This window comes from Limnospira platensis NIES-39, from assembly GCF_026000695.1.
Classification (GTDB): domain Bacteria; phylum Cyanobacteriota; class Cyanobacteriia; order Cyanobacteriales; family Microcoleaceae; genus Limnospira; species Limnospira platensis.
Genome location: NZ_AP026945.1, coordinates 1,432,249 through 1,448,456 on the forward strand (window position 1 = coordinate 1,432,249; position 16,208 = coordinate 1,448,456).

Annotated in this window: 11 protein-coding genes and 2 pseudogenes; 1 reads left to right on the plus strand and 12 read right to left on the minus strand. The window is 45.1% G+C overall.

Features of this window, described 5'->3' with window-relative positions:
* Positions 1-101: 101 nt before the first annotated feature.
* The 12 genes and pseudogenes from N39L_RS07230 to N39L_RS07285 form a co-directional block, all read right to left on the minus strand.
* Positions 102-1,286, minus strand: a complete 1,185-nt coding sequence (locus tag N39L_RS07230) for a hypothetical protein (RefSeq protein ID WP_014274770.1) — start codon at positions 1,284-1,286, stop codon at positions 102-104.
* A gap of 8 nt (positions 1,287-1,294) precedes the next feature.
* Entirely contained in the window at positions 1,295-2,257 is a 963-nt protein-coding gene (locus N39L_RS07235; RefSeq protein ID WP_231852118.1) for an AAA family ATPase, read from the minus strand.
* 30 nt (positions 2,258-2,287) lie between these two features.
* A complete protein-coding gene (locus N39L_RS07240; RefSeq protein ID WP_014274771.1) occupies positions 2,288-4,180 on the minus strand; it encodes a hypothetical protein in 1,893 nt (630 codons plus the stop codon).
* A gap of 38 nt (positions 4,181-4,218) precedes the next feature.
* The gene (gene hflX, locus N39L_RS07245; RefSeq protein ID WP_014274772.1) at positions 4,219-5,754 is read right to left on the minus strand and encodes a GTPase HflX; all 1,536 of its coding nucleotides are present in this window, start codon (positions 5,752-5,754) and stop codon (positions 4,219-4,221) included.
* 307 nt (positions 5,755-6,061) lie between these two features.
* The gene (locus N39L_RS07250) at positions 6,062-7,894 is read right to left on the minus strand and encodes an iron uptake porin (RefSeq protein WP_043468107.1); all 1,833 of its coding nucleotides are present in this window, start codon (positions 7,892-7,894) and stop codon (positions 6,062-6,064) included.
* A gap of 191 nt (positions 7,895-8,085) precedes the next feature.
* A pseudogene (locus N39L_RS07255) lies at positions 8,086-8,459 on the minus strand (zinc ribbon domain-containing protein); the annotation flags it as partial.
* Between the two features lie 489 nt (positions 8,460-8,948).
* Positions 8,949-10,125, minus strand: a pseudogene (locus tag N39L_RS07260) (group II intron reverse transcriptase); the annotation flags it as partial.
* 860 nt (positions 10,126-10,985) lie between these two features.
* On the minus strand, positions 10,986-11,237 hold the full coding sequence (locus N39L_RS07265) for a reverse transcriptase domain-containing protein (RefSeq protein ID WP_014274778.1): 252 nt from the start codon (positions 11,235-11,237) through the stop codon (positions 10,986-10,988).
* Entirely contained in the window at positions 11,197-11,418 is a 222-nt protein-coding gene (locus tag N39L_RS07270) for a hypothetical protein (RefSeq protein WP_014274779.1), read from the minus strand. The genes N39L_RS07265 and N39L_RS07270 overlap by 41 nt, the downstream gene beginning before the upstream one ends.
* A 21-nt stretch (positions 11,419-11,439) precedes the next feature.
* Positions 11,440-11,664 (minus strand): reverse transcriptase N-terminal domain-containing protein, encoded by a 225-nt coding sequence (locus N39L_RS07275; protein ID WP_014274780.1) that lies wholly within the window; start codon positions 11,662-11,664, stop codon positions 11,440-11,442.
* A gap of 857 nt (positions 11,665-12,521) precedes the next feature.
* The gene (locus tag N39L_RS07280; protein WP_006616380.1) at positions 12,522-12,929 is read right to left on the minus strand and encodes a hypothetical protein; all 408 of its coding nucleotides are present in this window, start codon (positions 12,927-12,929) and stop codon (positions 12,522-12,524) included.
* Between the two features lie 423 nt (positions 12,930-13,352).
* Positions 13,353-14,177 carry a pentapeptide repeat-containing protein gene (locus tag N39L_RS07285; RefSeq protein WP_006616381.1) on the minus strand — a complete coding sequence of 275 codons (825 nt, stop codon included), beginning with the start codon at positions 14,175-14,177 and terminating at the stop codon, positions 13,353-13,355.
* Between the two features lie 319 nt (positions 14,178-14,496).
* Here N39L_RS07285 and ilvD point away from each other — a divergent pair, with 319 nt between their 5' ends.
* A complete protein-coding gene (gene ilvD, locus N39L_RS07290; protein ID WP_006616382.1) occupies positions 14,497-16,179 on the plus strand; it encodes a dihydroxy-acid dehydratase in 1,683 nt (560 codons plus the stop codon).
* Positions 16,180-16,208: the final 29 nt, after the last annotated feature.

Consider the following 16,208-nt stretch of genomic DNA (forward strand, 5'->3'; position numbering starts at 1 on the left):
ACCTCTTAAACAATTAATCATAACTACCCAGTTAATCCCGTTCAGTTATCCCTTGACAGTCTGCCTAATTAAGATTTATAATGGGAATGGTTGCTCTAATTTTATGACCAACTCACTGGATTTCCCCGTAACACCTTAACGGCATTTTGTAACCCAAGGCGATCGCATTCAAACATCGGGATTAACTTACCGATTTCCCCAGCCGTAGACATTGCCCACCGTTCCCTCGGTACAGGATTCACCCACACCAGATAACGTAAGTGTTGCTGACACTGCCCCAGGAATCTCTCAGTCAATTGTAACCTATCCTCACTATATCCCCCCCGTGCCGCGCCAGCATCGCTAAAAATCAGCAGACAAGCGCGATTGGGAGATAATCCCCTTAACATCTCCTCCACCCTCACCGCCTCAGAATATCCCGGCTTCCCATAAACATAATCCACCGGACAATTATGGAAATAATAAACCCGCGATGCGCCTAACTTTCCCCCCCGCGTCGCAGTTTCTTTAAGTCTATCCCCCAAAAGATGAAAAGCCACCATTGAACCATCAACATCCAACAACAAAACCAACTCAACCCGATTCCTTCGTTGCGGCACCAACACCGGTTCTAAGAAAAACCCATCCCGGATAATCTTTTCTATGGTTGCCGTCACATCTAATTCAACTAATGGACCCTCCCGAATCGGACGGCGTAAATAACGCCAAGTTTGTTTCATTTTCCTTTTCGTTAACGGCAAATAATCCGAATATAACAAAAACTGTTTACTGGTTATGGTTTTCAGTAACTGTACATCATCATCTATTTCTACCGCCACCTCTTGCGGCATAAATTCAGATTCAGCCGGTTCTGATTTTTCAGCTTCCGAAGATGGCTGAGTTTGTGGCTGTGGGGGTTGGTCACGGCGTGGTTCAGGCGGCGGTAATTTATCCGGTGATACCCTCTCATCATTTCGAGGTAATGTGGGTGTCGTTTTTACCTGTTTTACCTGTGGCTGTGCTGTCGGAATTGGGGGCTGTTGGGCGGTAGGTTGCTCGACTGTTACCAATGGATTCTCAAGGGATTTAGACATCACCTCATTAAAATAAGAATTGAAATTTTTTTCATCTTCAACCGACTTCACCCACAAAGTTTTACAGAGTCTTTTTAACGCCGCTTCATCCTCAATGCCAAACCCTTTCATCAACGCTTCTAACAGCAGTTCATATTCATCAATCCCCAACACCCAACCCGCTTGACGCAGCTTATCAAACAACTCTCGCAGGGGTAAATCATTAACTTTCATCCTTCCCCCTACAATTTGCTTAAATAAAGTCGGTGGTCATCCCAACTTTTCAGTAAAACCCCCAAATAGGGAAGTTTACCCTGTAACTGTTTCAGGACCTCATCATGAGGATATCGACGCAGGACATCAAACCAATCAATCAACTCACTGGTACTGATATTTTTACCCCTTTGTCCTTTTTCCTTATCCAACAACTCCCGCAATTCCGAGAACTTCGCCACCACTTCTTGAATCAACTGATTTTCGTCGGGGTCGGGAATCGTTGATTTATCTTCGGTAACCCCAAAAAAGCGAGCAATAATAATCTCAATTAACCGTTCTTTATTGGGAAACTCAATATAATGAAATAAACAGCGCCTTAAAAAAGCATCCGGTAAATCTCGTTCCTGATTACTGGTAATCAAAATAATCGGAGGATGTTTAGCAGTCTTTTCCTTTTTCATTTCGGGGATAGTAAAGCGTTTTTCGTCTAACTCCAATAATAAATCATTGGGGAAATCAATATCCGCCTTGTCAATTTCATCAATCAATAAAACCGTGGTTTTATCGCTGAGAAAAGCCTCCCCAAGTTTACCCAATTCTACATAGGTTTTAGGGTCTTTAATCCGCCGGATTTCTTCCGGGTCAGTAATTTGACCTAAAGCCAGTAATTGAGAGTCCCGCAGTCTGGCTAAATTATTATAGGTATAGAGTCCATCTTGGGCGCGACTGGTGGATTTAATCGTCCAGCAGAGATAGGGTAAGCCCAACTCATAGGCGACAGCTTGGGCTAATTTCGTTTTACCACAACCGGGTTCACCTTGCAGCAGCAAAGGACGCTGTAAAATAATGGCTAAATTAACGGCTTCCACAAGTTCATCACTGGGTAAATAGGGATAAACTCGCTGTCCATTCTCCTTATGGTCTGTAGGAGGGTGAACTTTTCCGGTATAGCGTTGATTAGACATTGGTTGATTCACTCTGTTATCCATATCAAATACTTCCATGATAAGTTATCGGTTTTATATCCAGTTAATGTCAATTTCAAAAAGCTTGCAAATTTGATAAAACACCTTTTCTTGATATATATTATTATGGTATGAAATAAGATCCAACATTTTCTCAATTAATTGGTCTTTATTATGTTTTAATATTGGATTATTGATTAACCTTGGATCATTCAATAGATGGGTGCGAAACCATTGTCTTAATTGCTCTCGTGGAATCGGTTGGATTTCAGTTAACCTAATGGGGATTTCGGGTATTTGTTCTGATAAAATATCTTCCGTAAAGTTAATTTCCCAGTTGTTTGTACATCCATGCACATCGACTAAAAATAGCATCAAACTATAATTATAAATATTATAATGTTTCTGCCTTAACTCATAAGCTAATTTCGCTAGAGGCTTCCATAGTTTGTTAATAAACTCCTCAACAATTTCCGGGTCTACTCCCTTTTTAATCTCAGCCAATATAACGACACTTTTCGTCTGCCAACGAATACAAATTTGTTCTATAATATAAGTTAATTTTTCCCGCAAAACATATTCTTCATAGTTATCAAGTTGTTGCTCAATATTGCCTTTTTTTGAAACTGTTGGGTTTTCTATTTGAAATGCTTTACTAATACTATCGATAATGTTGTCTAAGCAATGACTTTGAGTGTTGCCAACAAAACTAAGAGACACAACACGACTTGATGTGTTACTTGTCTCTATTTTAACATTGAGGACATTTTCTATGAGAGAAGTGACTAACCAATGGGGTTCAGATTGATTGGAACCATAAATCCAAAACGCTCCGACTATTCTATCTTGATCTAAAAAATCCTCCAATGAACGAACTTGCTCACGATAATCTAAATGCAAAAGTTTATCCTTAATACTTTGCTCACTTAGGTTTAATGTTTGTATTAATTTCTGTATTGATTGATCAATTCTTTTGGTTCTCTCGTTAATCTCATTCAGTGATTCTTGGATTGTTTGCAGGTTTTGGTTAATGTTGGTCTCAAAAAGTCCAAATTCGTGGCAAAGTTTCTCAAACCCGGTTTCCATCATCCGGTTAGAAATATCGATCAATAATTGCTGGATCTGCTGTTGGGTTCCGGCTAACTGCTGTTCTATATCATTCAGTTTTGCCAAGGAAATTGGGGCAATTTCACCCAGTTGGGCTACTTGTTGCCAAATTCCTGTTATAAGTTGAATCATTAACCCAGCAAAGGCTTTACCATCGGCTTTAAAGTCCTGTTTTAAGGCTTCTCGTAAGACTCGCGGAAATTCTTTCTGGAGTAATTCCGCAACATATTGGCGCACATAATCCGGCAAATCAACGCCTTTCTGTGACTCTACCGCCTTTAAATCTAATTTGGCTAAAATATTCCGCCACTCTTCAACGGTCAAAATTTCCGCTTGAGTTAACCCTTCTTCTGTGGGGGTAATAATTAAGGGAATTTCTCCCTCGGTTAACTGTTGATATTTAGATTGAGCAAATTCAAAACGCGCCAATTCTACCCATTTTTCTGTAGCTTGGGCGGCTATCATTTTTAGATGTTCGGAATATTTTTTATTATAATCTTTGAAATTGCGGTTATTATACTGTTGGGCAGCCAGTAAAATAATTTGAGCGATCGCCTTTCCACAAACGCGAATTAAATCCTCATTCTCTAACGGAACGTGATCAGAACCCCTTGGGTCAAAATTATCAATAGCATTAGCCGTGTTACCCGCCGTCACACTGCTAATCATTTCGCCCACTTTGGTCAAGATGTCTTGGCCTTTGTCAGTCGATAAAAAAGCGACCGGGAGGGCTAACTCCGGCAATAAGACGGAAGCCCCAAAACATATTCCCCCATAAATCGCTACCCGACAAAGCGATCGCCCAATGGTCATAAGTAATTGACTAGAAAGCCCCCCCATTTTACCACAATAGGCGATCGCCTATTGAGGAAATCGACTTATTGATTAGCGATCGCATAATCAATCAACTGTGCCATTCGGAGGCGGAGAGTTTCCAAACCCAGCGCATTAGCAGCAGAAATAAACACAGCTTGGGGGTATTCTTCCTGGGCAAAACGGAGAGTTTCCCCATCCACAGAATCGATTTTATTAAAAGCCAATAAAGCCGGACCCGGAGTAATCGGCATTTGAGTTAAAATCTCCATAACCGATTGAATTTGTGCCTGCCAAGCCGGGTGAGATAAATCTACCAAATGCAGCAGCACATCAGCATCAGTCACCTCCTCTAAAGTAGCCCGAAAAGCATCAATTAAAGCCGGGGGTAATTCATGAATAAACCCCACCGTATCAGTAATTACAATATTTTGGGGTTCTTCCGTCACCGCATCCGGGATAGTTAGGCGGCGGCTAGTCGGGTCGAGAGTAGCAAACAATTGGTCAGCCGCGTAAATTTCCGAAGCCGTGAGAACATTAAGCAAAGTAGACTTACCCGCATTCGTATAGCCCACAATAGCCAATGTAGGAACCTCCTGGCGTTGGCGACGTTGGCGGAGACGGGCACGATGGGCCTGTAGTTGGTTAACCTCCTGCTGAAGGCGGGCGATGCGCCGCTGAATGGCTCGTCTTTCCGTTTCTAGTTTAGTTTCCCCAGGTCCACGAGTACCAATACCGCCACCTAACCGAGACATAGCCTGACCCCTTCCCGTGAGACGCGGTAGACTGTATTCTAGCTGCGCCAGTTCAACCTGTAATTTTCCCGCCCCAGACTGGGCGCGTTGGGCGAAAATATCTAAGATAACTTCCGTGCGATCGACTACTCGGACTCCAATGCGGGTTTCCAAATTACGGACTTGCGCGGGAGATAAACTGCGATCGAAAACAATTAACGTCGCCCCCAGAGTTTGCGCCGCCAGGGCAATTTCCTGAGTTTTTCCCTCTCCGACTACGGTTTGGGGATGGGGACGCGATCGCTTTTGGCGCAGAGTTTGCAGGACAATACCCCCCGCAGTATCCACCAGCCGCCCTAATTCCGCTAACCCTTCTTCAAATCTCTGGGTGGAAATTTTGTCAGTTTGTACCCCCACCAATAGCACCCTATCTTGGTCAGAGTTGACATCAAGGGCGACAAATTCCCGCTGAAATTCCGCTTCTAGTCCATCTACCAAATCCAGGAAATCTTGGTTAGAGAGAACATCAAGACTCATGGGGGATGAAACATAATAGGGTACTGGAGCCAGAGGACTATCAAGTTGGGTCTGGTTTTCCCCTTCCCCTTGGGGCAATAAATGGGCGAGATAGGCTTCTTTCACATAACCTGTGCCACCCCCCCCTCGACGTTCAAACCCGCTTCCGGTCAGGGTCAAAATTGCCAAAACATCTAACCGTTGCATAGCCATGGCCGTTAAGACTGACTCCCTAGGTAGATCAGATTTTAACTGGGTGGCTATACACCGAATACCACTGAGGCGACCGTTACCGTAGCGGGGCAATTCTAGGGCAGGAATGCGGGTCTGACTGACAGTGCCTACTCCCACCCTAATCACCTGCCCACGGCGGTTTATATAGGCGCAGACGGGCTCCTTGATGTCTGTACTTACCCCCGCTAGTCGCTGGGCAAATTCTGAAGTGGTAATGCGATCGCCTGGGAGTTTTTGATGGTACAGGCGTTGCAGTTGTTTAAGCTGACTCGGTTTGAGACCTTGCAGGTTTCCGTGTATGGTTTCGATTGGATCTCCTTTTTGTTGGCTAACTTTTCCCTAAGATATAACAAAAAAATGAGTTTTGAGAACCGATATGGGGTCGCTCAAAACTCAAGGCGCTAACATCTGAATGGAACCGGGCTTAGAACTGGAATGTCGTTCTCAGGGTTCCCACGAAAATGGTCGCATTGCGATCGTTATGACCAGGATTGGTGATAAAGTATCCTCCCGGAGTAATCGAAATATACTCGCTGAAGGGGAAGTGATAGAAGGCTTCAATGTGCAGCGAAGTATCACTATTTTCTAGGCTTGGTCTGTCATGGTTCGTAACTTTAGGAGGCATTCCCACAATTAATGCGCCTGTGTCGCCTTCTCGGAGTAAATCGGGGAAACCAAGAGTTACCGCCCAGTTGAGAATAGTCGCGCTATCACTGCCATTATTCTGTTGGTTAGCCCAGGTAGCACCGAACCAACCCCCTAACTGGAAGCTGTTAGCCAGCCGCCAATTAAATTGCAAACCTAGGTTATCACTGGTGGTGGCGTTATCACCAAAGGGGCGATCGGCAATCCAGCTACCAGTCCCGCCAGCTACCTCTACACCGCCGTTAGTGAAATACTTGCGGGCATATTCTACCGCAAATCCCAGTTTTTCCGTCGGTTCAAACACAAACTGAGCCGATGCTGTATTACTACCGTTAAATAAGCCATTACCAGCAGTAGCATCCGATGCGTTACCAGCTAAATAACTCAGATTCAATCGGTAACGGTCTCGATCGCCAAAGGCAAAGTTAGCCCCTACCCCGGCTCCTTCTGGACCTCGGAAAATCGCCGGGTTGCGCTGTCCAAACATGGAAATTGAACCCGTACCGTCACTATTAAAGGGGGTGAGAATTTCCATGGTGTCATCTAAATCGAGGCTGTTAGCACCGATAAAGATTTGCGCCCGGTTATTGAAAGCTGGGAAACGGTAGTATAAATCATCCAGCTCTACCCCGTTGGAAGTCCCATCAAAGGGAGTCCGAGCCATCAGGCTATTGGTTAGGTCGAAGTCGCTCAGGTTCGGATTGTCGTAAACCTGTAAACGGGTTTTTAACAGATCCCGCCCGGTGAAGCTAGTATCGAAGTCTAAGCGAACTCGATAGCCAAGATAGGTTTGGGTCGGGTCACTATTGCGGCGGCTAAAGGGACCTCCAGCCACGTTATGTCTAGCGCGATCGCCAAAGCTATCACCCGGCCAAAAGACGACTTCCCCATGCAGCTTGGTTGTCGTGGAGAATTGGTTAGCTTCTAATTCCGCAGTACGAGCTTCTAACACCGTTACCCGTCCGCGAATGCTGGCTAATTCCGCCGCGAACTCTTCCATCAGTCGCTGCATTTTTGCCAGGTCTTCCCGAGTCACTAGGTCCGCTGTGGCGGCGTTAATTAATTCGTTAACCCTTTCCAAACAGGCGTTAACCCCCGCTGCAAATTCAAAACGGGTTAAGGCACGGTTTCCTCGGAATGTCCCATCTGGATAACCTGCAATACAACCATAGCGCTCAACCAAGGACTGGAGTGCTTGGAATGCCCAATCTGTAGGCTGTACGTCCGACAACTGGGAAACTGAAGTCACCTGAGACTGTCTCCGGCTTTGTCCTTCTCGACCGTATTGATTGAGCTGATTTAGGGTATTCCCATTGGCGTTGGGAGCATCTAGGTCAGCGAGGGGAATTTCTTGGTACGCTTTGCCCACGACTGAGTTAGCCTGGGAAAATGCACCGCCAGCATGGGGGTTCACTGGAACTTGAGCTAGTTGCTGCGGTAAGTCTGCTGTCACATCCTCGATAGATGCGATCGTGATAGCGTTGTTTGTCGTTAATTCTGTTTCTCCTGTCTCAGTAGCCGAAATTTCCGCCACCGCAGGTAGAGAGGCTAATAGACTAGCTCCCAATACTGCTGGACTGAGCAGCCAAAGATTTAATGATCGTTTCGACACTCTCTCTCTCCTCACACGGATAACTTGGTTGATAAGGTTTCGCAACGAGGAGATCAAAACCTCCCCTCGCTATTTTATACACCCTAGATTCGCCTTCCGGAAGCCCAGGTCTATAATATAACCAATTTACGCGCTACACCCTCCCGTCATCGAATCCAAGATTACGATGAGGGCTTCCCTACCTGATACATTTACGCGACATTTTTCGGGTTGTTCCCGGACAATGCGACGATAGCACTATTACCCGTTAAGGTAACAGAGGCGGTATCCCGCAAAGCTTTTAGAAAGATTCCAAAAGCACCGTTCCAGTCCCGTGGTAGAGTGAACCCGCACTCCGGACATCGGAACACTTTTGAGCCACCTAGCTGGGAATGGACATGACCACAGTGAGTACAGGTTTTGCTGGTGTATTCTTAGGTCACATCTACAACTGTTCAGTTATTTCCGCTTGATGTCTCAGGGTTAGTTTGAATCGATAATGCGCCCATGTCAGCATGGCGCGGGCAGTCTTAGACCTGATTAGACGCTTCACCTGACTGGCCATATTGGCAGTCTCGAAGGTTGGCTAAAAAATCAGGCTGTGTTATGGGATGGTCAGGGATGCGACCCAATCAACCAAGGGGTTGAAGTCCTCACCGGGTAGTTATTTCGCCCATTTCAGCTCTATTTCATACCCTAAGGTCTCGCACCATACTTGGTATTATACTGTATTGCCGTAAAATGTTAACCTAATTTGAGATTAAATCATGCTCGCGATAAGGCATTCCTGTTTCCTTGGTCTTCCCTAGCAGTTCGTTGGTACAAGTGGCCTAAGCCTCCCAACATTGTTGCCCCGTTCCGATACCTCCACAGGCATTATCACCCAGAGTCCCTGGGCTATTCAAGCATCATAGCAGATACAAGACTCCCTTCTTACGGTTAGGTTTTTACCTCAGCACCGCAGCGGGAAATATTAGGGGTCGAGATAGACCTCACGGTCTACCCCTCCCATTCAGCAGCAGAACCGTACATGAGATTTTCACCTCATACGGCTCCTAGTTTGACCGTCTCTTTGTTAAGAGTACAGCAACATCTCTTTCATCAAGAGCTGTTTTATTGTCGCGGGTGTGGCGATGTAATATTTGAAGATTCTTGTATTCATCCTTTCCGCCTTGGCTTCTAGGTACAACGTGGTCTACTTCAATTAAGTCTGATGGGGTAAAGTATTGCCCACACCAGGTACATCTACCTTTTTGCTTTTTGAGTAGTTTTGCTACCCTATTTGGCGTATCGATTGCTCGTCCCTTCCTGGTTGCCCAGTAGGTCCAATTTCCGTCATAAAGTGTTGCGTCAGGGCGTATTAAGGTATGTCTGACAATTGGAGTCCAGTTGTGTTTGAATAGATGTAACCCATCTTTGGTTTGGAACATCCAATTTTCGTGTCTTTCTTTCCCATTGCTAAGTTTAACTGTTCCATTTCTGAAGTAATTCCTTAGCTTTTCATGGCTTGCCTTTCCGCATCTTGACACTGTCCATGCCCGTATCATTTGCCAAACTATGTTGTCTAGTTTGTTGAATGTCTCGGTTGAGACTACCGCTGAATAATAGTTTCACCATCCTCGGACAATCGGGTTTAGTCTGCTAATCAGGGCTGACTGAGGTGCTGTTTTATGTTGTTCTATTACACCTTTAATCACTTCTGTATGGGCTTTAACTGCTTTTTGGCTGGGTTTTATGTGGGTTTTATGTCCGATTAATCGGCTCTTAGGTCCCCCTGTTTTTCCAGATTTATATTTTCCTACTGGATATTGCCTGATATTGAATCCTAGAAAGTCGAACCCTGGTTTCTCTGTTTTATCATCATACTCAATAGGTTTGAGCGTGTGACAGATTCGAGTTTTTTCAGGTTTTATTTATAAGCCTACAGGTTTAAGCCATTCGGTGATTGCAGTTTGGCACTGTTCAATGATTCCTAGGTCTTTTGAGATGACCACAAAATCATCGGCGTATCTTATGACATTCGCATACGGGCGATTGTCTGTTTTCTTAGGGTACAGTTTTTCAATTAACCTAATCATCCCCAACAGTGCGATGTTAGCGAGTATTGGACTTATTACCCCTCCTTGAGGTGTCCCTGCTTCTGTATCCTCGAATACACCGTTATCTAGCACTCCCGCTTTGAGCCATTGTTTCAGGTCTCTTTTTAGGCGGCTTAGACAATGAATTTTGGACAGTAGGTAATCATGGTTCACGGTAAGAGCATTTTGTTAGGGGTCGAGATAAACTTCACAGCCTACCCCTCCCATTCCAAACCGTGCTCGCGAGTTTCCCAGCACACGGCTCCTGATGTAGATACCCCTTTTGTCACTGGGAACAGGGTTACAACCCCCTGCTTTATGACCTCAACTTTCAAAGCTATATGCTTGCGTTAGTCTTTCAACTCGCTGCCATTAAACTCTTACTTATCGCGGTCTCTATATCCACACCGTGATTAGTGGGCATATCCTAACCATTACAGTTAGGCATTAGCTTTCAATCACATCCTTTCCCCTTAAAGGCATACGCTTACACTTTTCACTACTCCACGGGTACATCCCGCCACTTGAGAGCCAATGAGGGGTTTAAACGTTCCATCTATGCGGGCATTCCATCTTTAGATTTGTCCTATCCACCGGGGTACTTTTAAAGGTCTGTGTAGGTAGTTATAGCAGCCTCCTACTTTTTTTCCCTCGCCCTTTTGAGCGCAGCGTATCAACCTATTTCGCTACTGACGCATTACAATGGTTCAAGCCGGACATTCGGTTTCCCTAATCATGGATGGTTGGCAGTGCTCGAGTGAGAGGTAGGTTCCTCTATTACGCCTTCCGTTCCCCGCTTCAACCCGTTGAGTGTGAATCCTCAAATTGGGGGTGGCTACCGCCGTTACTCTCAACCTTACGTTATACTCAAGGGGTTCACAACTTCCCTCTTTTTTTTCGCTCAGTCTTGACCTTGAGTCTCTCTGCCTTATCTGGTTGTCGAAGCCAGATGTTGAGACACATAGATAGTTATGGGATGGTCAGGGGTGCGAATCCCTTATATTCCACCAAGGGGTGGAAGTCCCACTAGGAGGTTATTTCAGGCATTGCAGCCCTATTTCACTCCTAAACGTCTCGCACGCTATATCTGCATCTAGCACGAAATATTCACCTTTGTTGATACTCTGGTAAATCCTGGCTATTGCATCTTGGGCTGACCGTCCGGGTCGGAACCCATAGCTTGTGTTTTCAAATCTCGATTCCCATTCAGGTTCGAGAACCGACTTAACCAAGGCTTGCCTCGCTCTATCTTGGATTGTGGGAATTCCTATTCCAGCTTTTTTCATCCCTACCAGGTTTTGGAATCCACACCCGTCGCAGTGGTTTTGCTTTGAGATTTCCCTTAATGTTCTTAACAAGCTCGAACCTTTGTCTTGGAGAGATTACTTTTACTCCATCAACACCGGCTGTTTTCTTGCCTTGACCCGCTTGGGGGGCGGGTTTATTAAGCTGACTGTTGGGAAGCATGGCTGACCGTGGAACCCGCCCCTACAGTCGCACTGCTAAGAGTCGGGCATAGTATGATTTCACCAATAGACGTTGTAACCTTCTTACCTTTGCATCCTGTCCCGATTTAGCCGCTTGAAATATACTCTTTTGGAGCTTGAAAACTTTCCGTTGAACCTTAGTCCACGGGATTATCTTCCATGCGTTGTTCGTAGTCTTGATTGGTTTGGGCTTGCCAAATCCTTTTTTTAAACTCGCTATCGCCATTTGTACACCTACTTGACTCTATTTCTTACAATCAAACCGTGACCTGTCAGCATATCCCTACTATTACAGCAGGGCGTTGGCTTCTGGTCACATCTCACATCCTCTAAGACTTGCGGTTACACTTATCCCTACTGATATCTCGACCAGATAATCAGAGTCTAAGAGGACTTAAAACGTTCCGTTTATATGGGCATTCCATCTTTAGATTTGTCCTATCCACCGGGGTACTTTTAAAGGTCTATGTAGGTAGTGTAGCGATGCTCCTACTTTTCCCCTTACTCTTTTGAGCGCAGCGTATCAACCTGTTTCGCTGCTCAAATTTGACGATGGTTCAAGCCAGACATTCGGTTTCCCTAATCATGGATGGTTGGCAGTGGTCTCGATTCTGGTGTTGGGTTACACCTCGGAGCCTTCCGTTCCCCGCTTCAATCCTGGGGTTGTGATTCCCACAACTGGGGGTGGCTATCGCCGTTACCCTAACTTCCTAACTTCTACTTATCTATTTCTAAGATTACTATAAGGAATTTGTATGGGTTAGTTTGTTTTGACCTTGGGTTCCCTGCCTTGATTTGTATCGTGGGATACTAATCGTTGGGACATATAAACAGTTATGAGGATGGTCAGGAGAGATCTCCTTATATTCAATCAAGGGGTTGAAGTCCCCACCAGGCGGTTATTTCAGGTATTTCAACCTTATTTCATGCCTGAACGTCTCGCACCTCTACCTAATTTCTAGCACAGAACACGATAACCTGAATTGTCAAGTGACACCTATTGTTAAGTTTGATCACGTCCCTGTCAACTTCGGAATATCTGCCACAGAGATGAGGATAAGGCACATTAAGCGATCGAAGATACTAAAGACCAGAACAGGTTCCGCGTCCCCATTGACCATCATAGGATACGGAAACTTTAGTTCCGGGTCTAGGTTGAAACTCTGCCAAATCAATTAAAGTGACACTAGCCATACCGCTGACATTGCCACGATAAAGCCGTTGACCCTGATCATTTGTGCGATCGAATTTTAAACGGGAAGATTGAGCGATACCCGCACCCGTCCGAGCATTACGAAACTCTACTTCCTGTTCAAAGCCAGTATTAGGACTCCAGGGAACAGAAAAAGATAGGTTATCTGCGTCGGTCCGGAAAATAGTTCCCCGACAGACAATATCAGCCAAGGCTTTAGGAACAGCAACTCCTAAAACACTTATACCAATAATAGTTGGGGTAGCGGCAATGAAATTTAATGTATTTGTCCACTGCATTGGAATTACTCCTCACCACAAATTAATTCAACCTTGTAGCATACTCTGTCGGGTTCACTCTAGCCACATTAACAAATATTAACATCCGAAATAGTTTCTCAAACCTCAATGGCAATTCAACCATATTGATCATGGTATAGAGCCGGATTTCCATCAGAACTTATGGAGCATAAATATATACAAATTTGAGACACTATGCTATAATTACCCAGTCGATAGTATAGAAACCCAATTTTCTCTAAGTTAGACTAATTAACCAAGGGGGAGTCAGAAAGACTAATTTTGATGTCCTGTAGCACTAAGTAATAATCATGAGCAATCCGCAACCAAAGCCCGAGATAGATCCGATCACAGTAACAGTGGTGTTAACAGCCCTGATATTAATTCCCCTAATTATTGCGGGATTCTCGCCCTAAAGGCTAATTAATCAGGTAAAATAGCGCCCCGCAAATCAGCATCACGCAAATTAGCGCGGTAGAGTACCGTGTCCAACATGACAGCCTCAATCAAATTAACGCCACTGAGATTAGACCAATTGAGTTTAGTGCGATAAAGTCGGGCGCGACTCATATTAGCCCCCCTTAAACTGGTCCAACTGATATTAGCCGCCCGTAGGTTGGCTTCACTGAGGTTAGCATCAGTTAAATCAGCCCCCACCATAGTAACCCGACTCAAATCAGCTTGATGAAAATTTGCTCCCATCAGCATCGCGCCACTGAGGGTAGCATTGGATAAATTAGCACCCTCAAGGGTAGAATCGCGCATAATCACATTAGTAAGATTAGCCCCATCCAAGTTAGCACCACTCAAATTTGCCTTTAACAAATTAGTTCGGATCAAAGTGCTGTTAACAAGATGAGCCCCAATAAAATTGGCTTCAGTAAAATTAGCCTCAGCCAAATTAGCATCAGTAAGATTAGCCATATTTAAGGTGACATTTTTGGAGATAGACCCCCGCATACTAGCCCCGGTTAGATTAGCCCTAGAAAAATTAGCATCAGTTAAATTAGCGCTAATCAGGTTAGCATCAGCCAGTTGAGCATCAGTGAGATCGACTCCCATCAATTTAGACTCACGGAAATTAGAGCCACTTAGATTAGTATTAATGAAGCTAGTATTTTCGAGATTAGCCCTGATAAAGCTAACCTCTCGCAGATCCATATCGCTGAGATTGACCCCAACCAGGTTCACAGACCGAAACATTCTTTCACCTGCGGCATATTGTTTGAGTAGCTCCTCAACCTCCATGTTTAATTAACCTCATTATCAGTATTGCAGTATTAACCAGTTGTGGGCTAAAACCCCTCAGAATTATGATTTCAACAAGTTTCCCGACTTTCAGGGCTATATGTCCAATCGTGTAGTCATAACCTGTATATAACCATCATCTCCTGAAAATGGCACATCTGAGGTGATAGTTTAGAATTTGAGGGACACTGGTGATTATCTGCCCCAAATTAGCGATCGCTATAGCATCACGAACCTGGTAAATTATAGGATCATTAGGGAAAGATACCAGAAAAAACAGGTCAACCCCCCAAGATTTAGTAGAAACAGGAAAGCAGAGATGTCAGATAATTTCAGAAGTAAAGCGATTACCCAGGGCAACCAGCGAACCCCTAACCGGGCTATGTTAAGGGCTGTAGGCTTTGGTGATGAGGATTTCAATAAACCCATTGTGGGCATTGCTAATGGTTATAGTACCATTACTCCGTGCAATATGGGCTTAAATGATTTAGCATTGCGGGCAGAAGCGGCCTTGAGACAATCGGGAACTATGCCCCAACTGTTTGGAACCATTACTATCAGTGATGGTATCTCTATGGGTACGGAAGGGATGAAATATTCCCTAGTGTCGCGGGATGTAATTGCCGATTCCATAGAAACTGTCTGTAATGGTCAGAGTATGGATGGGGTGTTAGCTATTGGCGGATGTGATAAAAATATGCCTGGGGCGATGATTGCCATTGCTCGCATGAATATTCCGGCAATTTTTGTTTACGGGGGAACTATCAAACCGGGTCACTACAATGGCTGTGACCTCACTGTGGTTAGTGCCTTTGAAGCGGTGGGACAACATAGCGCTGGGAAAATCCCTGATGAGGAATTACTGGGGATTGAACGTAATGCTTGTCCTGGGGCGGGTTCCTGTGGTGGTATGTTTACGGCTAATACTATGTCGTCAGCTTTTGAGGCTATGGGGATGAGTTTGATGTACTCTTCGACTATGGCGGCTGAAGATGCGGAAAAAGCCGAAAGCACTGAACAATCGGCGTTTGTATTGGCTGAGGCGATTCGGAAACAGATTTTACCGAGCCAAATTCTCACCCGTGATGCTTTTGAAAATGCTATGGCGGTGATTATGGCTGTGGGGGGTTCTACTAATGCGGTGCTACACTTACTGGCGATCGCCAGTTCTATGGGGGTAGAACTAACTCTGGATGATTTTGAAACTATGCGACAACGGGTTCCGGTATTGTGCGACCTCAAACCTAGTGGTCGGTTTGTCACTACGGAATTTCACCAAGCCGGGGGAGTTCCCCTGGTGATGAAAATGTTGTTGGAACATGGTTTGTTGCATGGTGATGCTTTGACAATTACTGGTCAAACTATTGCCCAACAGTTGGCTGATATCCCGACTGAACCTGACCCTAACCAGGAGGTGATTCGCCCTTGGGATAATCCTATGTATGCTCAGGGACATTTGGCTATTCTTAAAGGTAATCTGGCTTCAGAGGGGGCGGTGGCTAAAATTACTGGGGTGAAAAATCCTCAAATTACTGGACCGGCTAGGGTGTTTGAGTCGGAGGAGGAATGTCTTGAGGCAATTCTGGCGGGTTCAATTAATCCCGGAGATGTGATTATTGTCCGCTATGAGGGACCGAAAGGAGGTCCGGGAATGCGGGAGATGCTTGCTCCTACTTCGGCTATTATTGGGGCTGGTTTGGGGGATTCTGTGGGGCTGATTACTGATGGTCGCTTCTCTGGGGGAACCTATGGTCTGGTTGTGGGTCATGTGGCACCAGAGGCGGCGGTGGGAGGTGCGATCGCCTTAGTTAAGGAGGGCGATAGTATTACTATTGATGCTAAAGCCCGCCTATTACAAGTTAATATCACGGATGAGGAATTACAGGCGCGACGGGAAGCATGGCAGCCTCGTCAACCTCGCTATACTAGGGGAGTCCTGGCTAAGTATGCTAAGTTGGTATCTACTAGCAGTCGCGGCGCGGTCACGGATTCTAATTTGTAACCTCGGTTCGACTTAATCATTTTCGTAGG

Bases quoted from the DNA above. Each gene is read 5' to 3' on its own strand.
- N39L_RS07230 (WP_014274770.1), bottom strand. From the start codon at position 1,286: ATGAAAGTTAATGATTTACCCCTGCGAGAGTTGTTTGATAAGCTGCGT.
- N39L_RS07235 (WP_231852118.1), bottom strand. From the start codon at position 2,257: ATGGATAACAGAGTGAATCAACCAATGTCTAATCAACGCTATACCGGA.
- N39L_RS07240 (WP_014274771.1), bottom strand. From the start codon at position 4,180: ATGGGGGGGCTTTCTAGTCAATTACTTATGACCATTGGGCGATCGCTT.
- N39L_RS07265 (WP_014274778.1), bottom strand. From the start codon at position 11,237: ATGAAAAAAGCTGGAATAGGAATTCCCACAATCCAAGATAGAGCGAGG.
- N39L_RS07270 (WP_014274779.1), bottom strand. From the start codon at position 11,418: ATGCTTCCCAACAGTCAGCTTAATAAACCCGCCCCCCAAGCGGGTCAA.
- N39L_RS07275 (WP_014274780.1), bottom strand. From the start codon at position 11,664: ATGGCGATAGCGAGTTTAAAAAAAGGATTTGGCAAGCCCAAACCAATC.
- N39L_RS07280 (WP_006616380.1), bottom strand. From the start codon at position 12,929: ATGCAGTGGACAAATACATTAAATTTCATTGCCGCTACCCCAACTATT.
- N39L_RS07285 (WP_006616381.1), bottom strand. From the start codon at position 14,177: ATGGAGGTTGAGGAGCTACTCAAACAATATGCCGCAGGTGAAAGAATG.
- ilvD (WP_006616382.1), top strand. From the start codon at position 14,497: ATGTCAGATAATTTCAGAAGTAAAGCGATTACCCAGGGCAACCAGCGA.